Annotated in this window: 20 protein-coding genes and 1 pseudogene; 17 read left to right on the top strand and 4 right to left on the bottom strand. The window is 50.9% G+C overall.

The features are described 5' to 3' along the window. Positions 1 to 803: 803 nt before the first annotated feature. Positions 804 to 1,454 (top strand): annotated as a pseudogene (locus MWU63_RS13155) (IS110 family transposase); the annotation flags it as partial. Between the two features lie 148 nt (positions 1,455 to 1,602). On the opposite strand, the gene MWU63_RS13150 reads toward MWU63_RS13155, so the two are convergent. Together MWU63_RS13150 and MWU63_RS13145 are read right to left on the bottom strand one after the other, a co-directional pair. Then, on the bottom strand, positions 1,603 to 1,809 hold the full coding sequence (locus MWU63_RS13150) for a hypothetical protein (protein WP_247078251.1): 207 nt from the start codon (positions 1,807 to 1,809) through the stop codon (positions 1,603 to 1,605). Positions 1,810 to 2,015: 206 nt separating this feature from the next. Next, a complete protein-coding gene (locus tag MWU63_RS13145) occupies positions 2,016 to 2,165 on the bottom strand; it encodes a flavodoxin domain-containing protein (RefSeq protein ID WP_247078250.1) in 150 nt (49 codons plus the stop codon). Positions 2,166 to 2,366: 201 nt separating this feature from the next. On the opposite strand from MWU63_RS13145, the gene MWU63_RS13140 reads away from it, so the two are divergent. From MWU63_RS13140 to MWU63_RS13070, 15 genes are all read left to right on the top strand, one after another. Continuing rightward, entirely contained in the window at positions 2,367 to 3,293 is a 927-nt protein-coding gene (locus tag MWU63_RS13140) for an N-acyl homoserine lactonase family protein (protein ID WP_247078248.1), read from the top strand. After that, positions 3,290 to 4,837: an NAD(P)/FAD-dependent oxidoreductase gene (locus tag MWU63_RS13135; RefSeq protein WP_247078246.1), complete on the top strand. Its 1,548-nt coding sequence runs from the start codon at positions 3,290 to 3,292 to the stop codon at positions 4,835 to 4,837. The genes MWU63_RS13140 and MWU63_RS13135 overlap by 4 nt, the downstream gene beginning before the upstream one ends. 649 nt (positions 4,838 to 5,486) lie before the next feature. Beyond that, on the top strand, positions 5,487 to 5,933 hold the full coding sequence (locus MWU63_RS13130; RefSeq protein ID WP_247078244.1) for a tautomerase family protein: 447 nt from the start codon (positions 5,487 to 5,489) through the stop codon (positions 5,931 to 5,933). Next, positions 5,933 to 6,706, top strand: a complete 774-nt coding sequence (locus MWU63_RS13125) for an ABC transporter ATP-binding protein (RefSeq protein WP_247078242.1) — start codon at positions 5,933 to 5,935, stop codon at positions 6,704 to 6,706. The genes MWU63_RS13130 and MWU63_RS13125 overlap by 1 nt, the downstream gene beginning before the upstream one ends. After that, positions 6,693 to 7,406 (top strand): ABC transporter ATP-binding protein, encoded by a 714-nt coding sequence (locus MWU63_RS13120; protein WP_348646235.1) that lies wholly within the window; start codon positions 6,693 to 6,695, stop codon positions 7,404 to 7,406. The genes MWU63_RS13125 and MWU63_RS13120 overlap by 14 nt, the downstream gene beginning before the upstream one ends. 55 nt (positions 7,407 to 7,461) lie before the next feature. Then, entirely contained in the window at positions 7,462 to 8,709 is a 1,248-nt protein-coding gene (locus MWU63_RS13115; RefSeq protein ID WP_247078238.1) for an ABC transporter substrate-binding protein, read from the top strand. Between the two features lie 90 nt (positions 8,710 to 8,799). Then, positions 8,800 to 9,708: a branched-chain amino acid ABC transporter permease gene (locus MWU63_RS13110; RefSeq protein WP_247078236.1), complete on the top strand. Its 909-nt coding sequence runs from the start codon at positions 8,800 to 8,802 to the stop codon at positions 9,706 to 9,708. 12 nt (positions 9,709 to 9,720) lie between these two features. Next, positions 9,721 to 10,683, top strand: a complete 963-nt coding sequence (locus MWU63_RS13105; protein WP_247078234.1) for a branched-chain amino acid ABC transporter permease — start codon at positions 9,721 to 9,723, stop codon at positions 10,681 to 10,683. Between the two features lie 25 nt (positions 10,684 to 10,708). Beyond that, positions 10,709 to 11,353, top strand: coding sequence for a hypothetical protein (locus MWU63_RS13100; protein ID WP_247078232.1), 645 nt, complete (start codon positions 10,709 to 10,711; stop codon positions 11,351 to 11,353). A 70-nt stretch (positions 11,354 to 11,423) separates the two neighbouring features. Beyond that, positions 11,424 to 12,311 carry a branched-chain amino acid ABC transporter permease gene (locus MWU63_RS13095; RefSeq protein WP_247078230.1) on the top strand — a complete coding sequence of 296 codons (888 nt, stop codon included), beginning with the start codon at positions 11,424 to 11,426 and terminating at the stop codon, positions 12,309 to 12,311. Further along, positions 12,304 to 13,236: a branched-chain amino acid ABC transporter permease gene (locus MWU63_RS13090; protein WP_247078228.1), complete on the top strand. Its 933-nt coding sequence runs from the start codon at positions 12,304 to 12,306 to the stop codon at positions 13,234 to 13,236. Before MWU63_RS13095 ends, MWU63_RS13090 begins: the two co-directional genes overlap by 8 nt. Then, the gene (locus MWU63_RS13085; protein WP_247078226.1) at positions 13,233 to 13,982 is read left to right on the top strand and encodes an ABC transporter ATP-binding protein; all 750 of its coding nucleotides are present in this window, start codon (positions 13,233 to 13,235) and stop codon (positions 13,980 to 13,982) included. Before MWU63_RS13090 ends, MWU63_RS13085 begins: the two co-directional genes overlap by 4 nt. After that, positions 13,975 to 14,682, top strand: coding sequence for an ABC transporter ATP-binding protein (locus MWU63_RS13080; protein WP_247078224.1), 708 nt, complete (start codon positions 13,975 to 13,977; stop codon positions 14,680 to 14,682). Before MWU63_RS13085 ends, MWU63_RS13080 begins: the two co-directional genes overlap by 8 nt. Positions 14,683 to 14,712: 30 nt before the next feature. Continuing rightward, positions 14,713 to 15,216: a FixH family protein gene (locus MWU63_RS13075; RefSeq protein WP_247078203.1), complete on the top strand. Its 504-nt coding sequence runs from the start codon at positions 14,713 to 14,715 to the stop codon at positions 15,214 to 15,216. 485 nt (positions 15,217 to 15,701) lie between these two features. After that, complete coding sequence (locus tag MWU63_RS13070) at positions 15,702 to 16,148, top strand: MarR family transcriptional regulator (protein WP_247078201.1); 447 nt, start codon at positions 15,702 to 15,704, stop codon at positions 16,146 to 16,148. 45 nt (positions 16,149 to 16,193) lie between these two features. On the opposite strand, the gene MWU63_RS13065 is transcribed toward MWU63_RS13070, so the two are convergent. Next, complete coding sequence (locus MWU63_RS13065) at positions 16,194 to 16,622, bottom strand: EamA family transporter (protein ID WP_247078193.1); 429 nt, start codon at positions 16,620 to 16,622, stop codon at positions 16,194 to 16,196. Between the two features lie 1,107 nt (positions 16,623 to 17,729). Continuing rightward, complete coding sequence (locus MWU63_RS13060; RefSeq protein ID WP_247078191.1) at positions 17,730 to 18,128, bottom strand: DM13 domain-containing protein; 399 nt, start codon at positions 18,126 to 18,128, stop codon at positions 17,730 to 17,732. Positions 18,129 to 18,290: 162 nt separating this feature from the next. On the opposite strand from MWU63_RS13060, the gene MWU63_RS13055 reads away from it, so the two are divergent. After that, a complete protein-coding gene (locus MWU63_RS13055; RefSeq protein WP_247078189.1) occupies positions 18,291 to 18,899 on the top strand; it encodes a TetR/AcrR family transcriptional regulator in 609 nt (202 codons plus the stop codon). Positions 18,900 to 19,257 lie beyond the last annotated feature (358 nt).

The following is a 19,257-nucleotide window of genomic DNA, read 5'->3' as shown; positions in this document are numbered from 1 at the left end:
AGAGTTCCAAAGCTAACCGCTCCGTCGCTCACTCGAAGTGGTATCAACCTGACGCTAAATAGACACCTCGAGGGATTATTTTTTAATGTGGTAGCCAGTTTCCATCCATTTGCAATTCAACGCCAGCGGCGTCTTCTACCAGTTTCATCAAGTGAAGCTCACCTTTGTCGCCGCCATAGGCAGTGCGTGAAATCTCAAACCGCTTCTGTACGAGTCGTGTGACCCTTGCTTCCGTGCCAGCGTATCTCAGGGGAAAATCAAATTGCAGTGAAGATTTTAAGCGTCATGCAGTACATCAGGTCTTGGTTCAGGGATATCCTGTTCGGGAAGTTTAAGAGCTTTTAAATGCTAGCACCCACACACTTTTTGCTTGTCAGAAGAAGTCTTCACTGCAGTTGGATAATGCCAGAAGAGGACCCATTTAAAAAGAATATCGATTTGTTATTAAACGAAAATAAGAAGTTCGATTTTTGCCAATATCCCCGGCGATACCCCATTTACCCATTTTATTTTGGGATTTGAAGTCCCAACGAGGACCGTTTCTATGATTCGCGAGTATTTCTTTGCCCGGGGGAATAAAAATAATTCAGCATTCTGTGTTTGGTGCAATCAACAATTTTGACGCACCCACAACTGCAGTTGTGATTAGCCGTAGAAAACGGTCGGGTTGTTCGAAAGCAGACCTAGAGCTCGGCCGGCACAAATGTCTGCTATGCGGATGGGGTGGATGGCTCCTGCATCAACCGGCGTCGCAATGCGCCATAGTGCAGTTATCATAAACTGCTTATGAGAGGAGCCACCCAATGCAGGTTACAACAATCGGCCTAGATTTGGCCAAGAACGTTTTTCAGGTCCACGGTATCGACGACCACGGCGAGGTTGCATTCAACCGCGCTCTGAGACGAGTACAAGTCTTGGCATTCTTTGAACGTCTTGAGCCGTGTCTGATCGGCATTGAGGCCTGTGGAACAAGCCACCACTGGGCACGTGAACTGATCAAACTGGGTCATAACGTTAAACTGATCCCACCTGCTTATGTGAAACCATACGTCAAGCGTGGCAAATCAGACGCCGTTGATGCTGCGGCCATTTGCGAGGCTGTCACTCGGCCCACCATGCGATTTGTTGAGGTGAAGACACCCGAACAACAGGCGATACTCGCTGTTCATCGCACGCGCGACCTGATCGTGAGACAGCGCACTCAAACCATCAATATGCTACGGGCACAGTTGGCTGAGTTTGGTGTCGTCTTGCCTCAGGGCGTTTATCACGCGCTGCAAATTGCTAAGGACTGCGTGGCTGGAGAACCGCTGAACCTGCCAAAGGACGCCGAAGAGGTCGTCTTGGACCTTTGCGATCAACTGCTGTTCCTACATGCGAAGATCCTGCGGCATTCGCGGCATATGACGCAGATTGCCAAAAGCGAGAAACGCGTTGCGTTGTTGCGGATGATAAGCGTATTCCAAGCTACCGAGATCGAATACTTGACTCAAGGTCCAGATCAAACGTGTCAGGGCTGAAGTTACCAAGTATAGAGGAGAGAAATGGGATCCCTATCCGGGAACCCTTCGCCCGTAAATTTATCAAGAATTAGAAGGTAAGTTACCGACCAACAGGCTCGTGAAAGACATTACTGCGTGCATTCACGTTGCTTGAACTGGAAGCTGACATTGCTGCGTGGTTCGTCTGAACGACATTCTCAGTTTTTTCAGTTGATGCGATTAGAAGGTTAAACTCAGCTGCATCTTCTGCCAAAGCCGGCGCTGCAAATGAGAGGACAAGAGCGGTGCTCAATGCGATACGTTTCATGGTGTGTTCCTTAAGTTGAATTTCGAATTTTTCTGGGTCAGTCGCGCCCCATGACCTGGAATTGGTGATAGCGGCTTCCAGCTTCAATGCACAGTTTTGTGATATTTTTTACATTTACGTGCGTGCGTGCTCATATCGCTGTGCGCACCAAAGTTTGAGTTCTGAGCCACCGCACCAAGAATGATTTCTGCGTTCAGGTTAACCGCTCAGACATCATGACCCGCGCTTGGGAACTGACACGTAAGTCTCTGGCGTTTGGTTGTTGCCGGTTCATCCGTTTGATGTTTGCCCACAATCCACTCAGCGTATTGGGCTGTGGTACCGTATTTGGTCGCATAAAGAATGGCACCCTTCATATCGAGCCCCCTAGTTGCGAACCGAACGCAATGTGAGCCCGGTCATTGGCTTTATGCCAAGGGGCGCTCGGGGGTCATTGAGGCAGGTCAATTGAACCGGACATTTTATGTGCAAGGCTGGAAATCGAAGCTACTGTTTCCTGAGTGACCTATCCAGTTGGGTTCGGTGGTTTTGACTGACGTTTCTGGAGGGGGTGGCTCATGGCTGACTCACAAGCTAGCAAAGTCGAACCAGCCAGCCAGGCCGATCGACAGATTGCGTCGGTTCACGTTTTGAATTGCGGGAGCGCCGAGCAGCACGAAGAGCATCGCTACGGCAGCAGGAAGCCGCAGCTTTGGTGGGTCTTCCTTGGTCGGAGCTGGGTACCCGTGCCTCTGCAATGCTTCTTGATTGATCACCGCGACGGGGTGGTGCTGTTTGATACTGGAATCGACCCGGCAATCATGTCCGACAAGCGCTATATCAAACAAGCGATCGGTCGCTTTCTGTTGCCGAGGATATTTCGGTTGCAGGTCAAAGAAACCGATCGCATTGATCGGGTTCTTTCAACCGCGGGCGTCGCTTCCAGTGACATTCATAAGGCAGTCATCTCTCATCTTCATTTCGATCATGTTGGTGGGATTGCGCTTATTCCTCAGGCCGACTTGCTGGTAAGCGCACGAGAGTGGGCAATTCTCTCGGAACCGCATCCCGAGCGCGAGTGGACCCTACGCGAGCACATCGAAATCCCTGCGGCTAAGTGGCGGCAAATTTCGTTCGAGCCGACCGACGACCCGCTCTTCGAAGGGTTTGACGGAATCCACGACGTCGTCGGCGACGGCTCGATGATCCTGCTACCCACACCGGGGCATACGGCCGGTTCCATGTCCATGTTGATCCGCCAAGACGGGTGGGACCCGATCCTTCTGGTGGGAGACCTCACTTATGAGGCGGCTTTGCTTGAGGACGATATCGTCCCAGGGACCGGTGACAGAGAAGCTCTATGTGCCTCGTTCGCCAAGGTGCGTCGGTTGAAGCAATGCCTGCCGGGCCTGACAGTTGTGGCATCGCATGATTTTGGCGCGGAAGAATCTGTGTCGCGGGCCACGCGCAATTTTTCGAGTTCTTTTAGGGAGGTATCAAAATGACAGATCAGGAACATTGGGACGCCATCGTTATCGGGTCCGGTATGGGCGGCATGACATCGGCAGCAGCATTGTCGAAGATGGGCCACAAGGTCTTGCTTCTGGAGCAGTACAAGACTTTGGGCGGCCTGACGCACAGTTTCTCGCGCGAGGGCTTCTCCTGGGACGTTGGGATCCATTATCTCGGCTGCATGGCCCCCGAGGACCGGGAGCGGGGTATGCTCGACTGGCTGACCCACACGCCGATGGAATTTGAATCGATGGGGGCCGTTTATGACAACCTGCATCTCGCGGACGCTCCGCCGCTTGCGCTTTCACGCCCCTTCGAGGCCCAGGAGCGCGATCTGAAAGACCGGTTCCCTGATGAGGCCGAAGCGATCGAGGAATGGACCATAGCACTCCGGGAAGGGCGGGAAACGATGTACACGGTGGCTTCAACCCGCGCCATGCCGGACTTTGTCGGCCAAATGATTGAATGGTGGAACCAGCGCGCCATCGATAAATGGTGCAAGCGCACGACACAGGAGGTTGTCGACAGCATCACGCAAAATCCGGACCTTGCCGCTGCCTTTACCGCGCAATGGGGGGATCATGGGGGACGTCCCCACAAGGCAAGCTTTGCCATGCATGCCCTGATACTTGGTTGCTATCTGGAAAGCGGCGCATGGTATCCGGTGGGGGGTGGAAAGGCTTTTGCCGAACATCTGATACCGACGATCATAGAAGCGGGTGGAGAGGCCCGCGCCGGAGTGAAGGTTGAAACGCTTCTGGTGGAGAACGACAAGGTCGTCGGAGTACGCACATCGACAGGTGAAAACATCTATTCAGACGTTGTCATATCCAATATCGGTGCGCGCGAGACGCTCAACAATTTGCTGCCCGAAGGCTTCGGTCCCGAAGACTGGATCAGTGAAATACAAGCGCTGCCCGCCTCCATTGCCCATTTTGATCTGTTCCTTGGCTTTGAAGGCGATGTGGAAGAGGCGGGAGCGACACGGTCAAACCACTGGGTCTATCCAACGGGCGAGATCGACGCGATCTGGGCCGATGCACCGAATGGAAATCCGCCGGGCTTTTTCGTCTCATTTGGCTCTCTGAAGGATCCAAACCACGATCCGGGGCCCAAGCAGAAATATGCGGGCGACATGGTCGTCTGGGCTGATTGGAACAGCGTCGCCCGATGGGCGGACCTTCCCTCGGGCGCACGGGGTGCCGAGTACAAAGCTTTCAAGCAGCAGGTCGAGGACAAGATGTTCGCGCTGTTCAAAGCCTACTTCTCCGATCTGGCCGAACTGGTGGTCTTTCGTGAGCTTTCGACGCCGTTGGCAACGGCCGCGATCACCGGTCACCACGAGGGCCGCTTCTATGGGCTGGATGGGACGCCGGAACGCGTCATGAGCGATGCGCTCCAAGCCAAAACCCCAATCGAAGGGCTCTATCTCTCAGGGCAGGACGTGGTCAGTATCGGCATTCAAGGCGCGCTCTGGGGCGGGATTCTTTGTGCGGCCAGTGTTGATCGCAGAATTTTTAAACAACTGAAAGGGTGATGTCTCAATGCACTGGTTGTTGCTGGCGATAGGTATCGCGATCGAACTGCTCGCGACAACCACGCTCACGTTATCAGGTGGCTTCGCCACTTTGGCTCGAAGCAGTCCCTAGCCTCTTCTTAAACGAACGACCGCGCAGCGGAAAAATCGGTTGCTCAAAAAGGTATTGCCCGATGTTCGCTTATGACTATTTGGGGGGCGATAACTGGCTACGATTGTGGTTCGAAGGATGTTTCGTATACAGCCACGCCTTTGTTGAGTGCGTGACGCCTCACGGTACTCTCGATATTTCAATTCTTCCGGTAGCCTCCACGCGTTCTCATCGCAGCACATATACTTACCGTAGCAGTGTGTGTATTATGTCCCACGCAGACCAGCAAATGTTGCAGAATCGGATGTTTCCGTCATTCAAAGCAGAAATCGGAAACATATGTGTTTGGCTTGGGCCTGAATTTATAAGCCAAATCAATCGCTAAGCATTTTTCGCGATCTTTGGCTTTGAACTTCTCGCTGTGGCTCTGCCAATGGGATTTCCTAAATAAAGTTGTACTAGCAACTTTTTGATTGCACATACAACTTAATTCCTCTATCGTGACGGCATTCGGACAACTCAGTCGTCAAAAATAATGCTAATTTGGGAGAGGAACCAATGCCTACATATTCTGTTTCATCTGTTGGGGTTTTCCTGTCAATTCAACAGAAGAAAAAGGTTGCAGAAGCGATAACGGAATCGCACCACGACAATACTGGCGCACCTGGGTTTTTTGCGCAGGTTTTTTTTAAAAATTGTGCAGGAGAAGACCATTTTCTCGGTGGAAATCAGAATACCCACCCTCACATTTTTATCAACGGATTGATTCGAGTCGGACGCAGCGCAGAGGCGAAAAACAGCCTAATGACTCGGGTTGTGGCGGCAGTTGCTGAAATTTGTTCAATCGGTCGAGAAGACATCTGGATGTACATTCAGGATATTTCAGCCGCTCAGATGATCGAGTATGGCAGAGTTCTGCCAGAGCCGGGCCTAGAGGCCGAGTGGATAGAAAAAGTTTCCCCCGAAAAGCGCGTTGCTTTGGCCGATGATGGAGTTAACCTCTGATGTCTGGGCGTGCACTCTTAGAAATTAGTGGGCTGACGAAGCGGTTTGGTGGTCTCGAGGCGGTTTCAGGAGTGGACTTTGTCTGCCGTGAGAAAGAGACCCTTGGCATCATCGGCCCAAACGGAGCCGGTAAAACCACACTCTTCAATTTGATCACGGGATTTACGGTACCGACAGAAGGGCGGATTACCTTTGACGGCAAGAACATCACTGGCGCCCGTCCCCACCGTATTGTAAATCACGGCATTGCGCGGACGTTCCAAGGCGTTCGGTTGTTTCGGGGAATGACGGTTTGGGAGAATGTCTGGCTGGCTCAGAACGCGCTTGTGAATTTCATGTTCCCAACATTTTTCTCTTCCCGAGGTCGCGAAGAATCATTGCGAGCAGAAGCAGAACAATTGCTGTCAGATTTTCACTTGCTCGGCAAGAAAGACAGCAAAGCTGGAGATCTTGCATTCGGCGATATGCGGCGTCTTGAAATATGTCGTGCTCTGGCCACACAGCCAAAGCTTTTGTTGTTGGATGAACCAGCATCAGGATTGACCCCCGTCGAGACCAAACAGCTGATCGAAGACCTTCGAAGGCTTAGCCGCACGGGCGTAACAATAGCCATTATCGAGCACGACATGAACGTTGCGCTTGGTCTGTCAGATCAAATGGTCGTCCTGAACTTCGGTAAATTGCTGTCGACCGGCACACCGGATGAAATACGCAACAACCCCCAGGTTATCGAGGCCTATTTGGGAACCGCCGCGGAGGATGTCGATGCTTGAGGTTAAAAATCTGCACGTCTCGTATGGAGAGGTAAAAGCGGTTAAAGGCATTTCGCTCAATGTCAAGCAGGGACAACTCGTTTCACTGGTCGGTTCCAACGGTGCTGGAAAAACCACGATCCTGCGCACTATCTCTGGCCTGATTGGTGCAACTCAAGGTTCAATCACTTTTGGAGGTAAGGAATTATTGAAACTGGGCGCGCATCAGGTGACCCGCACGGGCCTCATTCATGTGCCCGAAGGTCGCATGTTGATAGAAGATATGACCGTAAACGAAAACCTTCGTGCCGGCGCCTTCTGTCGCAATGACAAGTCCGCTATCGAAGAGGATATCCTGGAGGTCGAAGAACGTTTTCCGATCCTGCGTCAGCGTGCGAAGCAAAAAGCTCGAACACTTAGCGGCGGCGAACGGCAGATGCTTGCGATCGCGCGCGCCCAGTTGGCTCGACCGCGCCTGTTGATGCTTGACGAGCCGTCTCTGGGCCTCGCGCCGCTTATTGTTCAAGAGATGTTCAGGACGCTCTCTGAACTGAAGAAATCGGGTACAACGATCCTGCTTGTTGAGCAAAACGCCTACGGTGCCCTTGCGATTGCTGACTACGCTTACGTGCTCCGCGTCGGAGAGGTCGTGGCAGAAGACACGGCAAAGAATTTGCTCGAAAACAGAGATTTTCTGGATGCATATCTGGGGGAGCAATAGGAACGAAGCAACTACTTTAACTTGAAATTGACTTTTTCAATAAGGGAGGAACCTGATGAAAACTCTATATAAATATCGCAACGGGATCGCGGGGATGTCAATTGGTATAGGATTGGCGCTTTCAGCGACATATGCCGCCGCTTTTCAAAATGAGGTAACTGTCAGGATAGGAAGTACGGAACCTCTCACCGGTGTTGCGGCCGTTTTGGGACAGCCGAATTACATTGGCAAGTTGATCGCCGTCGACGAGATCAATGCCGCTGGCGGCATCATGATCGACGGCGAGAGGGTCATGATCGAACTGATCTCAGAGGACGATCAGGCGAAGCCGGACCAGGGCATCGCCATCTTTCGGAAGCTCGAAGGCAGCGACAGAGTTCTGGCTATTTCCGGCACCCAATACAGCCGGGTGACAGAAAGCATGTGGGGTCTGCTGCAAAAAAACCTGGATGACCCCTCGGACAATGGCCTTAGAGTGCCGTCGATTTCATTTCTGTCCATGAAGGCCGGTGTAGCTTCAATTTCACCTTGGGCGTTCCGTAACGCGGGAAAGGAATGCGACCAGCACGAACAGCTCATGGCGTTGATGGAAGAGCACAAGGGTGGTGGTAGCTGGGACAGCGTTGTCGTAGGGCTTGAGTCCAATGAAGCGCATTCGGTTGCTGCATGGCGCGCCTGTTACGATCGCTCGCTTCAATCACGAGACCTGGAACCTTCGGAATTCGTAGAATGGTTCGAATCCGACACTGATTATTCGGTTCAGATTCGCCGGATGCGTCGTGCTGACCCGGATCTGTTCATTCTGAGCTCGCATTATCAAGCGAATGTGGGCGCAATGCTGGAAATGGCGCGACAAGGCGTACGTCCTGAATACATAATGGGTCACATCGGGTCGGATGCTGTCGAGATGATTGATCTGGGCGGTGAAGCAGTTGAAGGCGTTGTATTCCCGTCGACTGCGTTTTTCCGGAATCCTGGTGTTCAGGATCTTTACGAAGAGTACAAAGCACGGACCGGCGAATGGTACATGCCAGCTTTCACATATCTTGGATATGAGGGCATCTATATTCTTAAATGGGCGATCGAGAACGCTGGTATCAAAAACCTTCCGGAGACACTTGAAGAAGACCGTCGCAAAGTCCGGGATCAGCTGGCTTCCATGGAAAATTGGGTGAACCCGATTGGGCTTGAACTGACCGTTGAAGAAACCGGCGACATAACGCGCGAATATGTCTACGTGCAGATCAAAGACGGTGACTTCAAGCTTTGGTGGCATCCTGAGAGGGGTTTCATCGAGCACTAACCATCTCCCTGACTTGGGGAGCCGGATGGAACGACGACGGCTCCTCCTTTTTCAGGCCAAAACTGATCGAAACTTTATCGGAGAAGTAACGTGTTCGACGAATTCTTTTTCCTAGACCTGACGCAGACTGCCCTTGATGGGATCATGTTTGGTTCGGTTTACGCTCTGATGGCAATCGGCTTTGCCCTGATATGGGGGTTGCTGGGAATTCTAAATCTGGCGCACGGTCAGACTGTCGCATTCGGAATGTTCATAGGCATGATATCGGCTACAGTTTATGAGCTGCCGCCCGTGGTGTCGTTCGGGCTTTCAATGTTGGCTGGTATGTCGATCGGATTCATCATCGAGCGGCTTTGCTACAGACCACTTCGCAGAGCACACGAACTCGTGCCCATGATTGCAACGCTTGGATTTTGGATCGCCACAGAGGAAGCCCTTCAGAAGGTCTACTTTCATCTCTATTTCACGGATTTCGAGAGATTTCCAAACCCCTACACATTGAAAAGTTTTCAAGTCGGCGGACTCTTTATTCGCTTCGATTATGTGCTGACGCTGGCAGTGGCTTCAGTGATGGTAATCATACTATACATAATCATCTACCGGACAAAACTTGGCTTGGCCTTTCGTATGATCGCGGCGGACCACGATGTCGCCCAACTTATGGGAGTGGACGTCCTACGCCATCTGACAGCCGCTTTTGTAATAGCAGGGGCTTTCGGTGGGGCGGCTGGCTATCTCTTGGGCCTCGTTTCCAACATTGCCAACCCATATGCTGGTAGCTTGGCGACAGTGAAAGGCCTGTTCACGATGATCCTTGGCGGAGCCGGAAGCCTGCCTGGTGCAATCGTCGGCGGCACAGTTCTCGGATTTGTTGAATTACAAAGTTCGTTCCTGGTCTCGTTCGCCTACAGAGATGCCATTGCGATGGGAATGCTGTTCCTTCTCTTGGTTATACGGCCCCAAGGGCTCTTTGGCACCAAGACCGAAGACAAAATCTAGAAGGTTAAAGAAATGGACTATTGGTATACCATCGTCAGCCTCGCTTGCATAAACGTCATTCTGGCGTGGAGTGTCTATGCAAGTTTCATGACCGGCACGGTTTCACTCGGCCAGGCTGCATTTTTCGGAATTGGCGCCTTTGCCGGTGCATCGATGACCGCGATTTATGGTTGGCACATCATCCCCGCAACGCTCTTTGGTGCCGGGGTTGGTGCCGCCATCGGTCTTGTTATTGCAATTCCAACTCTCAGGTTGACCGGTTTGTACTTGACGATTGCAACAGTCGCCTTTGTCGAGGTCGTGCGCGTCGTTACACATAACATGCACTACGGCCGAGAGGGCACGCTTGCAATTCAAAGTTCAGATGCTGCTGATGTTCCTTGGATTGGTCCAGACGGTCCGATTGGGTTTCGACACATTACGTACTTGACCGATAACGGAATTTCACCAGGCGAATATGCGTTTGCGCTGATTTTGGTTGTGATCATTTTGGGTGTCCTTTTCTTCTTCCTGGAACGGTCTCGTTTTGGTTATGCGTTGCGTGCGGTCGAGGCAGATGAAATCGCCACGCAGGGCATTGGGCTTTCACATAACCTTCTGAAGGTCATCGCATTTTCGGCAGGTGCGGCCATTGCTGCAATTGGTGGATCGCTCTATGCACACCTGCTCACCTTTATCAGTGGCGACGATTTTGGAATCCCACTGACGGTCATGATACTTGCTTACGTCGTGATCGGTGGCGGGCAGACATTCTGGGGCCCATTGATCGGCGCACTTCTTTTCACGTTTTTGCCGGAAGTCGTTCGCTTTACCAAAGAGTACCGGCTCGAAATTTTTGGGACAGCTATGCTTCTCGCCATGTTGTTTCGTCCCCAGGGTCTCGTCACCGCGGCATTGGTCAAGCAGATAACTCAAAAAATCTTTCGCCGCGGCTCCGGGCATTCGGATAATCACACCGCAACAAATTCAAAGTGAAAAAAATCGACAGGAGGAAAACAAAATGCAAATTTCAAATTTAGGGTCGGCAGCAGTTTTTAGTCTAGCCTTTGCTCTGACTAGTCAGTCTGCACTGGCCGAAACGATGATCAATCCAAGCCAGGATACGCTCGGAGAGGCGGTCCAGTTGGGCACAGACAACTTTGATCAACACCCCGTGGCATTCCAATGGGATTACTTGACCAACCTCGGTCTGGGCTACCCAGAAGTTCTGTTGCGTACGCGCTATCTTGCAGTGGCGGATTATGTGCGGCGTTCGGAATTTCAGCGTAAATTCGGTACGCAGCGGGTACACGAAATCACCGATGAGCGTATCAAAGCGGCCCATGACGAAGTTGTCGGTGGCTTGCAGTTTATTGTAACGGCGTCCGGCCCAACCGAAGACTTTATGCTTGCCTACGAATTTTCCATGTCTGTCGGGGATGCAGTTCTGGAGCCGATACTGGTTGATGCGCCGCAAAAGGCATCGCCGTCGGGATTCATGGGAGATATTGCCTATACGGCTGGCGCGATCGTGGATTTCGATGCGTCAGGGCTCAGTGGAACAGAAAGCGTTACGTTGTTGGTGAAAGCACCCGACGGACGTGGGCCGTCCGGCGCGCGAAACTCGGCGTACGAAATTCCCTACGACTTGTCGATACTTAAATGAGCTATAATCAATGTGGCGATATTCGTGCCGCCGCATTGATTATCTTGAGGTGACAAAGAAGGGTTCTAGGATGAACGATTTTGTTCAAAATTGCCTAGACGGGATCATGCTTGGGTCATCTTACGCCCTGCTTGGTCTAGGGTTTACATTGACCTTTGGAATAATGCGGCAACTGAATTTGTCCTATGGACCGACGCTCATGTTCGGTGTGTATGCAGGAAGCTCGTTCAGCCTTTTTATATTTTCGTCGTTGATTGCATCGTTGGTCGTTGCAATGAGTGTCGCTGTCCTGGCAGGCCTTGTCGTTGACCGCGTTAGTTTTCGTTGGGTGAAAAGCGAGAACCCGCTTGCGTCAATGGTCAGTGCTTTCACACTGTGGATGGTTTTCGAAGAAATAATTGTGTTGTTCACTTGGGGGAGACGATATCCGGTTGAAAATCCAATCGGATTGGAGCCGCTTAAATTCGGCCCGTTCTACCTGCGCGGAGATTATCTGTTTCTATTTTGTATTGCGGCAGTGCTGATGAGTGTCATCTGGTTGCTTGTATACCGAACTGCGACAGGTAGACAGATGCGCGCCATTGCAGAAAATGCCTCTTCAGCCCGTGTAGTCGGGATCGATGTTCCGCGGGTGTCGACAAAAGTTGTTGTTATCGTTCACGCCGTAGGAGCGCTGGTTGCCTACTTTATTGCGGCTAGCCTCTATCAAATCACCCCAAACTTTGGCCTTTGGGCGACATTGAAAGGGCTGATCGTGATGGTGATTGGTGGCGTCGGGTCCATAACCGGTGCTGTGCTGGGCGGTTTGATGTTGGGCGTGGTTGAAACTCAGACCACTTGGTATCTTGGTACCAATTTTAGAGATTTGACAGCGTTCTTCCTGCTTTTCGTTCTTCTCGTTATTGCGCCGCGCGGTCTGTTGACTCGTTTTACTAAAGGCGGAACAGGACATGAGTAGTTATTTGATAAGTGTTCTTACGCTGGTGGGCATCCAATCGTTCATGGCACTCAGTGCCTACCTTCTTCTTATCACCGGGCAGATTTCTTTTGGACAACAGGCCTATTTTGGTATCGGTGCCTACTTTGGTGGCGCAATGACAAGTATGTTCGGCTGGAACCTTGCAACAGCCATTCTTGTTTCCTGTATTGCTGCCGGGGCTGCAGGCGCATTTGTGGGCTACTTAACATTGCGCCTGGGGGGACTATATTTCGCCATCGCAACCCTTGCCTTTGCCGAAATGACACGCCTGATCTGGGTCAATCTGTTTTGGCAAGTGGAGGTCGACAACATCTCTGTCGGACCGCAAGGACCAGAGGGATTTCGTGATATTCGTTATGTCCTGGACAATGAGTGGTCTGCCGAGGCCTATCTGTTGGTCGTCGTTGCCATACTCGTATCTATTCTTCTTTTATTCATGTTTCTGGAGAGATCTTTTTTTGGCCTTCGCCTTAGAATGATCGCAGGCAGACCCGAAATCGCCTCTGCGATGGGTGTGAACCCGCTTACCTACAGGATTGCTGTGTCGGGGGTTGCAGCTGGTATCGCTGGCCTGGGTGGCGTTTTATTTGCTCATTTCATGACTTTTCTCGATCCAATGAATTTCGGAGTCATGCTGGGCGTTCACAGTCTTGCCTATGGTTTGATTGGGGGATTAGGAAGTGCTCTGGGGCCGCTAATAGGCGTTGGGATAGATATCGGGTTACTTGAAACTTTGCGTATATTCAGCGGCTATCGGATGATTGTCTTCGGTTCGTTGGTTGCATTGATTTTGATTGTACGACCGCGCGGGTTGCTAGACGAGCGCACCTTACGTTCGGTTTCGAAACGTGCAAGCAAGGTTTATCAATCGGTCGCTAGACAGGTTTGGCGAGGCAGGACATGAACGCGGCCCCGCCTCTTATTTCGGTTGCGAAAATTCGCAAGAGTTTCGGCTCTAACAAGGCGCTTGACGGCATCTCGACCCATTTTAGTTCGGGCATTACTGGACTTATTGGTCCGAATGGTTCTGGAAAAACTACCCTGATCAATATTCTTTGCGGTGCGCTCAAACCGGATGCCGGCAGCATTGAGATATTTGGTCGCGACGTCGTAGGGCAGGGGCAGCACGAAATTGCACGGCTCGGGGTGGCCAGAACCTTTCAAACGCCTGCCGTGTTTCCTCATATGACTGTGTTCGACAATGTCGCTGCCGGACTTTCGCCCGAAGGTTTGATGAGTAATCTCAGAAGCCGTCGACATAGTGCACGCGAAGTATGCGAATGCCTTGCGGTTGTAGGGATTGAAGGCCGGCAATTTGATGAAGCGACCGATTTGCCTCTGGGTGAGTTGCGACGATTGGAACTGGCCCGCGCAATCGCGCGCCGTCCTAAATTCCTCCTGTTAGACGAGCCAGCCTCCGGGATGACACCGGTCGAAACTGACAGCCTTGTCGCCACGATCGCAGATATTGCTGAACGCGGTGTTGCGGTGCTCATAGTCGAACATAAGCTTGAAGTGGTCATGTCCCTGAGCGAGCGCATTCTGGTGCTTGAGCGGGGGAAAGTGATATCCGACGGTGCTCCGGAAACGGTGCAATCCGATCCGGTGGTTCGAGACGCATATCTTGGATTCGGTGGTCTCGATGCTTGAAGTTGAGGGATTAACGGTTGCGTATGGCGCAATCCTCGCGGTCCAAAACGTGAGCCTGTCCGTATTGCAAGGCGAAATAGTTGTCCTTCTTGGCCCAAACGGTGCTGGCAAGACATCTACCCTGATGGCGATTTCCGGCGTTGCACCACGAAAGGCCGGGAAAATCACGCTTGACGGCACAGACCTGGGCCAAGGCGGTCATACTGCTGTTCGCAGAGGAGTCGTTCATGTTCCGGAGGGCCGGATGATCTTTGGCGATCTTTCCGTCCGCGAAAACTTGATGATCGGTGCCGAAATAGCGAAACGAAAGCCCGACTTAGACCTGGCTCTTGACTGGTTTCCTGACTTGCGCAGTCGGCTGAGCGAACGCGCACGCGCGTTGAGCGGTGGACAGTTGCAGATGCTCGCGATTGGGCGGGCGCTTATGTCGCGCCCCAAATTGCTTATGCTGGACGAGCCGACTTTGGGCCTTGCACCGCGTATCGTCGAAGACATGTTCCGCAAAATTTCCAAATTATCCAAGCATGGGGTTTCCATTCTTTTGGTCGAACAACATCTGACCCATTCTCTTGATATTTCTGATCGAGGCTATGTCCTTGCCAACGGTTGCATTGTCGCAGAAGGCGCGGCGTACGAGCTTAAGAAAGATCCAGCACTGACGACAGCCTACCTCGCCAAATCGGCCAAGCGTATACCTTAAATTTTAACCAAGCCAAGGAGGCGTCTACTCATGAAATTTATATTAACGATCGCGATCTCGCTAATAGTCCTCTCGTCTCAAAGCCCGGCCCTGGCTCGCGAGAGATTGGCGGCAGGATTCGTGAAACAGATTACGCGAAGCGAAAGCGGCCTTGAATATTCGTATAATTTCGTGATCACAAACCTAAGCAGCGGCGAGCCGGTCAACGGTGTAGTGATGGAAGTCACAACAGACATGCCGGCAATGCCCGGGGCTCATCATATGCCCGCAAAAATCGCCGAGCCTTCCGGCGAACCAGGTATGTACATTGCTACTATTGACTTTGACATGCCAGGCAAGTGGACGTTGAAACTTAACATCTCTGAGCCCTATCGAGATATTGTAACGCTATCGGATACAGTCGAAAAATATCACTGCACGCCTGACGATGGCGAATGTATGACTATGGAAGACGAACATTCGGGGTCCTGCGCCGCAACCTTGGGCACAGACGAAGGCGTCCATGATCATAGCGGCGATAGTCATGGTGACTAGGTTTGAAAGCGTTGCGTGACACCCGAATTGCGGTTTCTTCAGTGACATTGTTCTTAAATATCTCGTTTGGAAGGTATCGCTGATACATTTCTCAGGAGGAGCGTTGCGCCGAGGAGCAGTTCACTACCCCGCAAGCCGCCCGAGGGAACATTGCCAAGCATCTTCAGCGTCCAGTCAGCTTATAACCTTAAAAATCATAGCAACCTTGCGTCTGTGACTAAAGAACTGCTTGCCTGCAGTCGTAGTATTTTGCCCGTTCGATCAGATCGCACCCGTTGTTCGTAGCCGCAAAAGATTTATGCACCTCAGTTCAACCGCAGCCTGTTCAGCTCAAGTTTTCAAGCGAACGTTGACCTGACAGGTTGTGTGTATACCATATTCGTTATTAATTGCACATACACCCAAAAAGATTTTACATACAACTATATTGCCTTTCGCGGTAGGTTTCTCCATATTGGATATCATTGATGAAAAGGAGCAATAGAATGTTCACCGATTGTTATTGCACGCAGTTCCGTCGCTCAGCGCAAGCACTCACAGAGATTTACGACTCCGCCCTCAGGGAACAAAAAATCCGGATTTCGCAGTTTTCTACTTTGCGGGCTTTGGACCGCATGGGCTCTGCAACAATGCAAGAACTCGCTGAAGAGGTAGCTCTGGATAAGACGACTATTTCGCGGAATGTAAAGGTACTTGCTTCAAACGGTTGGGTTGATTTTTCATCAACTAAAGACCTACGCCAAAAGCGAGTGATACTAAGCTCGAAAGGGATTGAAAAATTGGCAAGCGCGACGATATCTTGGCGCCGAGCCCAGGAAAAGATTAGAGAATCCGCTTCCGAAATTTTTTCTGATGACAGTGGCGATCCGTTACTAGAAACGTTGGAAAAACTTCAGCAAATCTCTTCTAATGGAAAGAAGAGAAAAGCTTAGGTAAATTTGCGCTGACGAGCAGCTTTGAGCGGACGTGCAGTTCGTCTACCGCGCGATCAGGTAAATCGACAGCGCCGCAAGCGCGATTCCAGTGACTTTCGAGAGGCTCAGATCTTCACCCAGGAAAATAATTCCAAGCACCGACCCGCCCACGACAAACATTCCATAGATTGGAACGACTTCACTTGCCGGTCCCAGCGACAGAGCCTTAAACAGCGATCCGACAGCAATCAGCAGAACGGCTCCAGCCAGAATGCTCCAGCCAGTACTGACGCTGAAATAGTCAACACCTTTAAATGTCCTAAAATGACCCCCGGCAAGCGCAATTCCAACAGCGCCGATAGCAACGATGACCGTAGCGACAGCTAGTACCGCAAAGCTGGAATGTGTGCCGGGGCGCGTGGCAAACTTTACCAGAAGCGTTACCAGAGAATATGCAACCATGCCGAGAAGGGACCATTGTACGTAGCTCATAATTCTCACACTCGCGTCACAAAGGTGGATGTAGCTGGAAGTTTTACTTGGCGGCCATCAAGGAAAACAGTTGTCCTTTCATCGAGAAATTCTTCATTTTTAAGTACTTTTACCGTAGGAAACCTGTTCGAAAGAACAGCAGAAATCATGAAATTATCCAACCTGGAACTTTTTGACTCATGTGATGTTAGGGAGTTTTTTACTTGCGTGTTTCGCCCTGCTCGGACCGAACAGGAATGAGAATTTTCCGTTTGGTGTTCCGCCGGCTGCCTAGAAAATGCGGGACAACCCGTGAGCCTTGCTTTGACTTGCGCAAAACTGATTGGGGCACCGATGTTGGTATTTTGCAACCCAATGATCAATTCAGGGATTGACGTATTATGCGGCTGTAGCAACGGAACTCGACAATTTGAAGCGGTGTACACCGGCATGCTTTCCCTCTCCACATCGGCGCTGTCGCGGCCTGCTAACATCAATGCGACTCGGTGCGACACACGATCACTAGGACGTTTGAACGTTGATTCGATACGCCACACTCTACTTGTTGGGCGCAGTTCATTGCATATACATCTAAAAGGTTTTATATGCAACTAAATTGCGCTTCGCGGCTAACCTTCTTAAGTTCCAAATCAGGTGAGAAGGAGTAAAAAGGAAGTTCACCGATTGGTATTGCACGCAATTTCTCAGGTTGGCTCAGGCACCTACAATGTTTTACGAGTTGGCGCTCAAAGATGAAAATATTCGGATTTCACGGCTTTCCACCTTGAAAGCTTTAGGTCGTATGGGAGTCGGAATATGCAAGAACTTGCCGAAGAAGTCGCTCTGGATAAGACGCTAACTTCTCGGTAGGTTATCTTACCACCAACGACCACAACGGTTCGCTTTTCAATCCTACACGTTCAGCCCCAATCTGTCCCAAATCAAACACGACAAGCGGCATGTCACTGTATTAGGCTTGGCCCTATGAGAAATGCAATAACACCCAAAACTCTAGGTGCATTGAAGTCGGACAAAAGTAGGCGGTACGAAATCATTGATACTAAAACTGAGGGATTGCGCACCCGGCAGGTAATACTGTCCTGCCAGGCACAAAGGAATAGAAGGATTTCAATTCAACGCAGCAATTCCGAGAGGCACGCCAAACTCTAAACACCAGACATAGATTTCGTTGAAATCGTCGACGTTTACCGTTGGGGGTACGACGAAAACCTGAAGGCCGTCAGATTTTTCAAGCTTCCCAAGATCGGTCGCAACCTCGAAAGCGCCGTCCTTGCCAAAGCCAACATGCGGATCGGGTGCGCCGTCCAAAGAAAAATCTGTATCAAGAACGACAAGTGCGCCCCCGTCAGCAGTCTTTAGAATTGTTACTCCGCCTGTTGTGACGTGATTACTTGCACCCGTGAACATTCCAGTGGTTGGTGAAATTTCAGCGCTGGCGCCTAAGGGGGCAAACAAGAAAATTGCCGACAGTGCAACAGCTGTAGTTCGTGCGAGGATGTTTTTCATTTCAAGTTCCTTTTAAAATTTTTGTCGAGCTTCAGCAACTCCATTTGCTTGGCTTCGCGGTGTGGATAACGTTAGGAACCATATAGTTCCAAACACAAAGCTGTGAATTGTTGACCTTTTGGTTCCGAACTATAAGAATGCGCTTGATACGGAGCAAAAAAAATGGCGAGACCTCGCGAATTTGATATTGACGCGGCAATCGACGACGCGATGGATGTCTTCTGGATACATGGCTTTGAGGGAACGTCGTTACCAGATCTTTTATCAGGTATGGGGTTGACCCGCGGGAGTCTTTACAAAGCGTTCAAGGACAAGAAGTCACTTTTCATGCTCGTGTTGGAGCGTTATGAAAAGAAGTTAGTTGAGGATGCGGTAGTGCTCTTAACAGACTCAAAAATTGTAAACGGCTGGGACCGTGTTACGATGCTTTTTGATATCATCTTGAGAGCCGTGAAAATTAACGACCGTAGAGGATGTCTACTCTGTTCCGCTGCTGCGGGTCCTGCTTCGTACGATCCCGAAATTGCCAAGGTCGTCAAACGAGGGCTCGAAAAAATGCGTGCAGCCTTTGAAGTCGCGCTTGATGCATCCCTTTCACATGTAACATCGAGCGTTGACGCACGTCGAGGCTTAGCAAACGTGCTGAAAACCCAATATGTCGGCCTGCGTATACTTGCGCGCTCTCAAATGCCCGTTGTCGCGTTGGAACAAAGCGTAGCATCGGTTCAATATTTGGTAAACGAAACAGATTTGCGAAGTAAACGGGTTTAGGAGAAAAGTCGCATTTTAAGTCTAGTAAGAACGCAATAACTATGATCATCAATAGAAAAACACCCAAGCCGCGAAGCGCAAATTCAGGATTTGACAAGAGGAACATACTGTCGTCTCCGCCCGGCAACAAAACGCTCCCAACCCCTTCAGGATGCCGACAACAACGCACATAAGACTTCTCCTCATGTCCGGAGTATGCAGTCGAAAACGGCATTTCAGGGCGGAGCTAGTGATTGCCCAGAAAAACAGGGAAACTACCGTTACTTCACTAAGCTATTGCTAAAATACACTTCCCAAATTCAAGCTGATATCTAGCCACCGAAGCTGCGAAAATTTGGGGTGCCATTTAAAGGAGCCC

Source organism: Pseudohalocynthiibacter sp. F2068 (assembly GCF_023015645.1).
Taxonomy (GTDB): Bacteria; Pseudomonadota; Alphaproteobacteria; order Rhodobacterales; family Rhodobacteraceae; genus Pseudohalocynthiibacter; species Pseudohalocynthiibacter aestuariivivens.
This window is presented reverse-complemented; position numbering and strand designations above follow the sequence as displayed.

Bases quoted from the DNA above. Each gene is read 5' to 3' on its own strand.
- MWU63_RS13150 (WP_247078251.1), bottom strand. From the start codon at position 1,809: ATGAAACGTATCGCATTGAGCACCGCTCTTGTCCTCTCATTTGCAGCG.
- MWU63_RS13145 (WP_247078250.1), bottom strand. From the start codon at position 2,165: ATGAAGGGTGCCATTCTTTATGCGACCAAATACGGTACCACAGCCCAA.
- MWU63_RS13140 (WP_247078248.1), top strand. From the start codon at position 2,367: ATGGCTGACTCACAAGCTAGCAAAGTCGAACCAGCCAGCCAGGCCGAT.
- MWU63_RS13135 (WP_247078246.1), top strand. From the start codon at position 3,290: ATGACAGATCAGGAACATTGGGACGCCATCGTTATCGGGTCCGGTATG.
- MWU63_RS13130 (WP_247078244.1), top strand. From the start codon at position 5,487: ATGCCTACATATTCTGTTTCATCTGTTGGGGTTTTCCTGTCAATTCAA.
- MWU63_RS13125 (WP_247078242.1), top strand. From the start codon at position 5,933: ATGTCTGGGCGTGCACTCTTAGAAATTAGTGGGCTGACGAAGCGGTTT.
- MWU63_RS13120 (WP_348646235.1), top strand. From the start codon at position 6,693: ATGTCGATGCTTGAGGTTAAAAATCTGCACGTCTCGTATGGAGAGGTA.
- MWU63_RS13115 (WP_247078238.1), top strand. From the start codon at position 7,462: ATGAAAACTCTATATAAATATCGCAACGGGATCGCGGGGATGTCAATT.
- MWU63_RS13105 (WP_247078234.1), top strand. From the start codon at position 9,721: ATGGACTATTGGTATACCATCGTCAGCCTCGCTTGCATAAACGTCATT.
- MWU63_RS13100 (WP_247078232.1), top strand. From the start codon at position 10,709: ATGCAAATTTCAAATTTAGGGTCGGCAGCAGTTTTTAGTCTAGCCTTT.
- MWU63_RS13095 (WP_247078230.1), top strand. From the start codon at position 11,424: ATGAACGATTTTGTTCAAAATTGCCTAGACGGGATCATGCTTGGGTCA.
- MWU63_RS13090 (WP_247078228.1), top strand. From the start codon at position 12,304: ATGAGTAGTTATTTGATAAGTGTTCTTACGCTGGTGGGCATCCAATCG.
- MWU63_RS13085 (WP_247078226.1), top strand. From the start codon at position 13,233: ATGAACGCGGCCCCGCCTCTTATTTCGGTTGCGAAAATTCGCAAGAGT.
- MWU63_RS13080 (WP_247078224.1), top strand. From the start codon at position 13,975: ATGCTTGAAGTTGAGGGATTAACGGTTGCGTATGGCGCAATCCTCGCG.
- MWU63_RS13075 (WP_247078203.1), top strand. From the start codon at position 14,713: ATGAAATTTATATTAACGATCGCGATCTCGCTAATAGTCCTCTCGTCT.
- MWU63_RS13070 (WP_247078201.1), top strand. From the start codon at position 15,702: ATGTTCACCGATTGTTATTGCACGCAGTTCCGTCGCTCAGCGCAAGCA.
- MWU63_RS13065 (WP_247078193.1), bottom strand. From the start codon at position 16,622: ATGAGCTACGTACAATGGTCCCTTCTCGGCATGGTTGCATATTCTCTG.
- MWU63_RS13060 (WP_247078191.1), bottom strand. From the start codon at position 18,128: ATGAAAAACATCCTCGCACGAACTACAGCTGTTGCACTGTCGGCAATT.
- MWU63_RS13055 (WP_247078189.1), top strand. From the start codon at position 18,291: ATGGCGAGACCTCGCGAATTTGATATTGACGCGGCAATCGACGACGCG.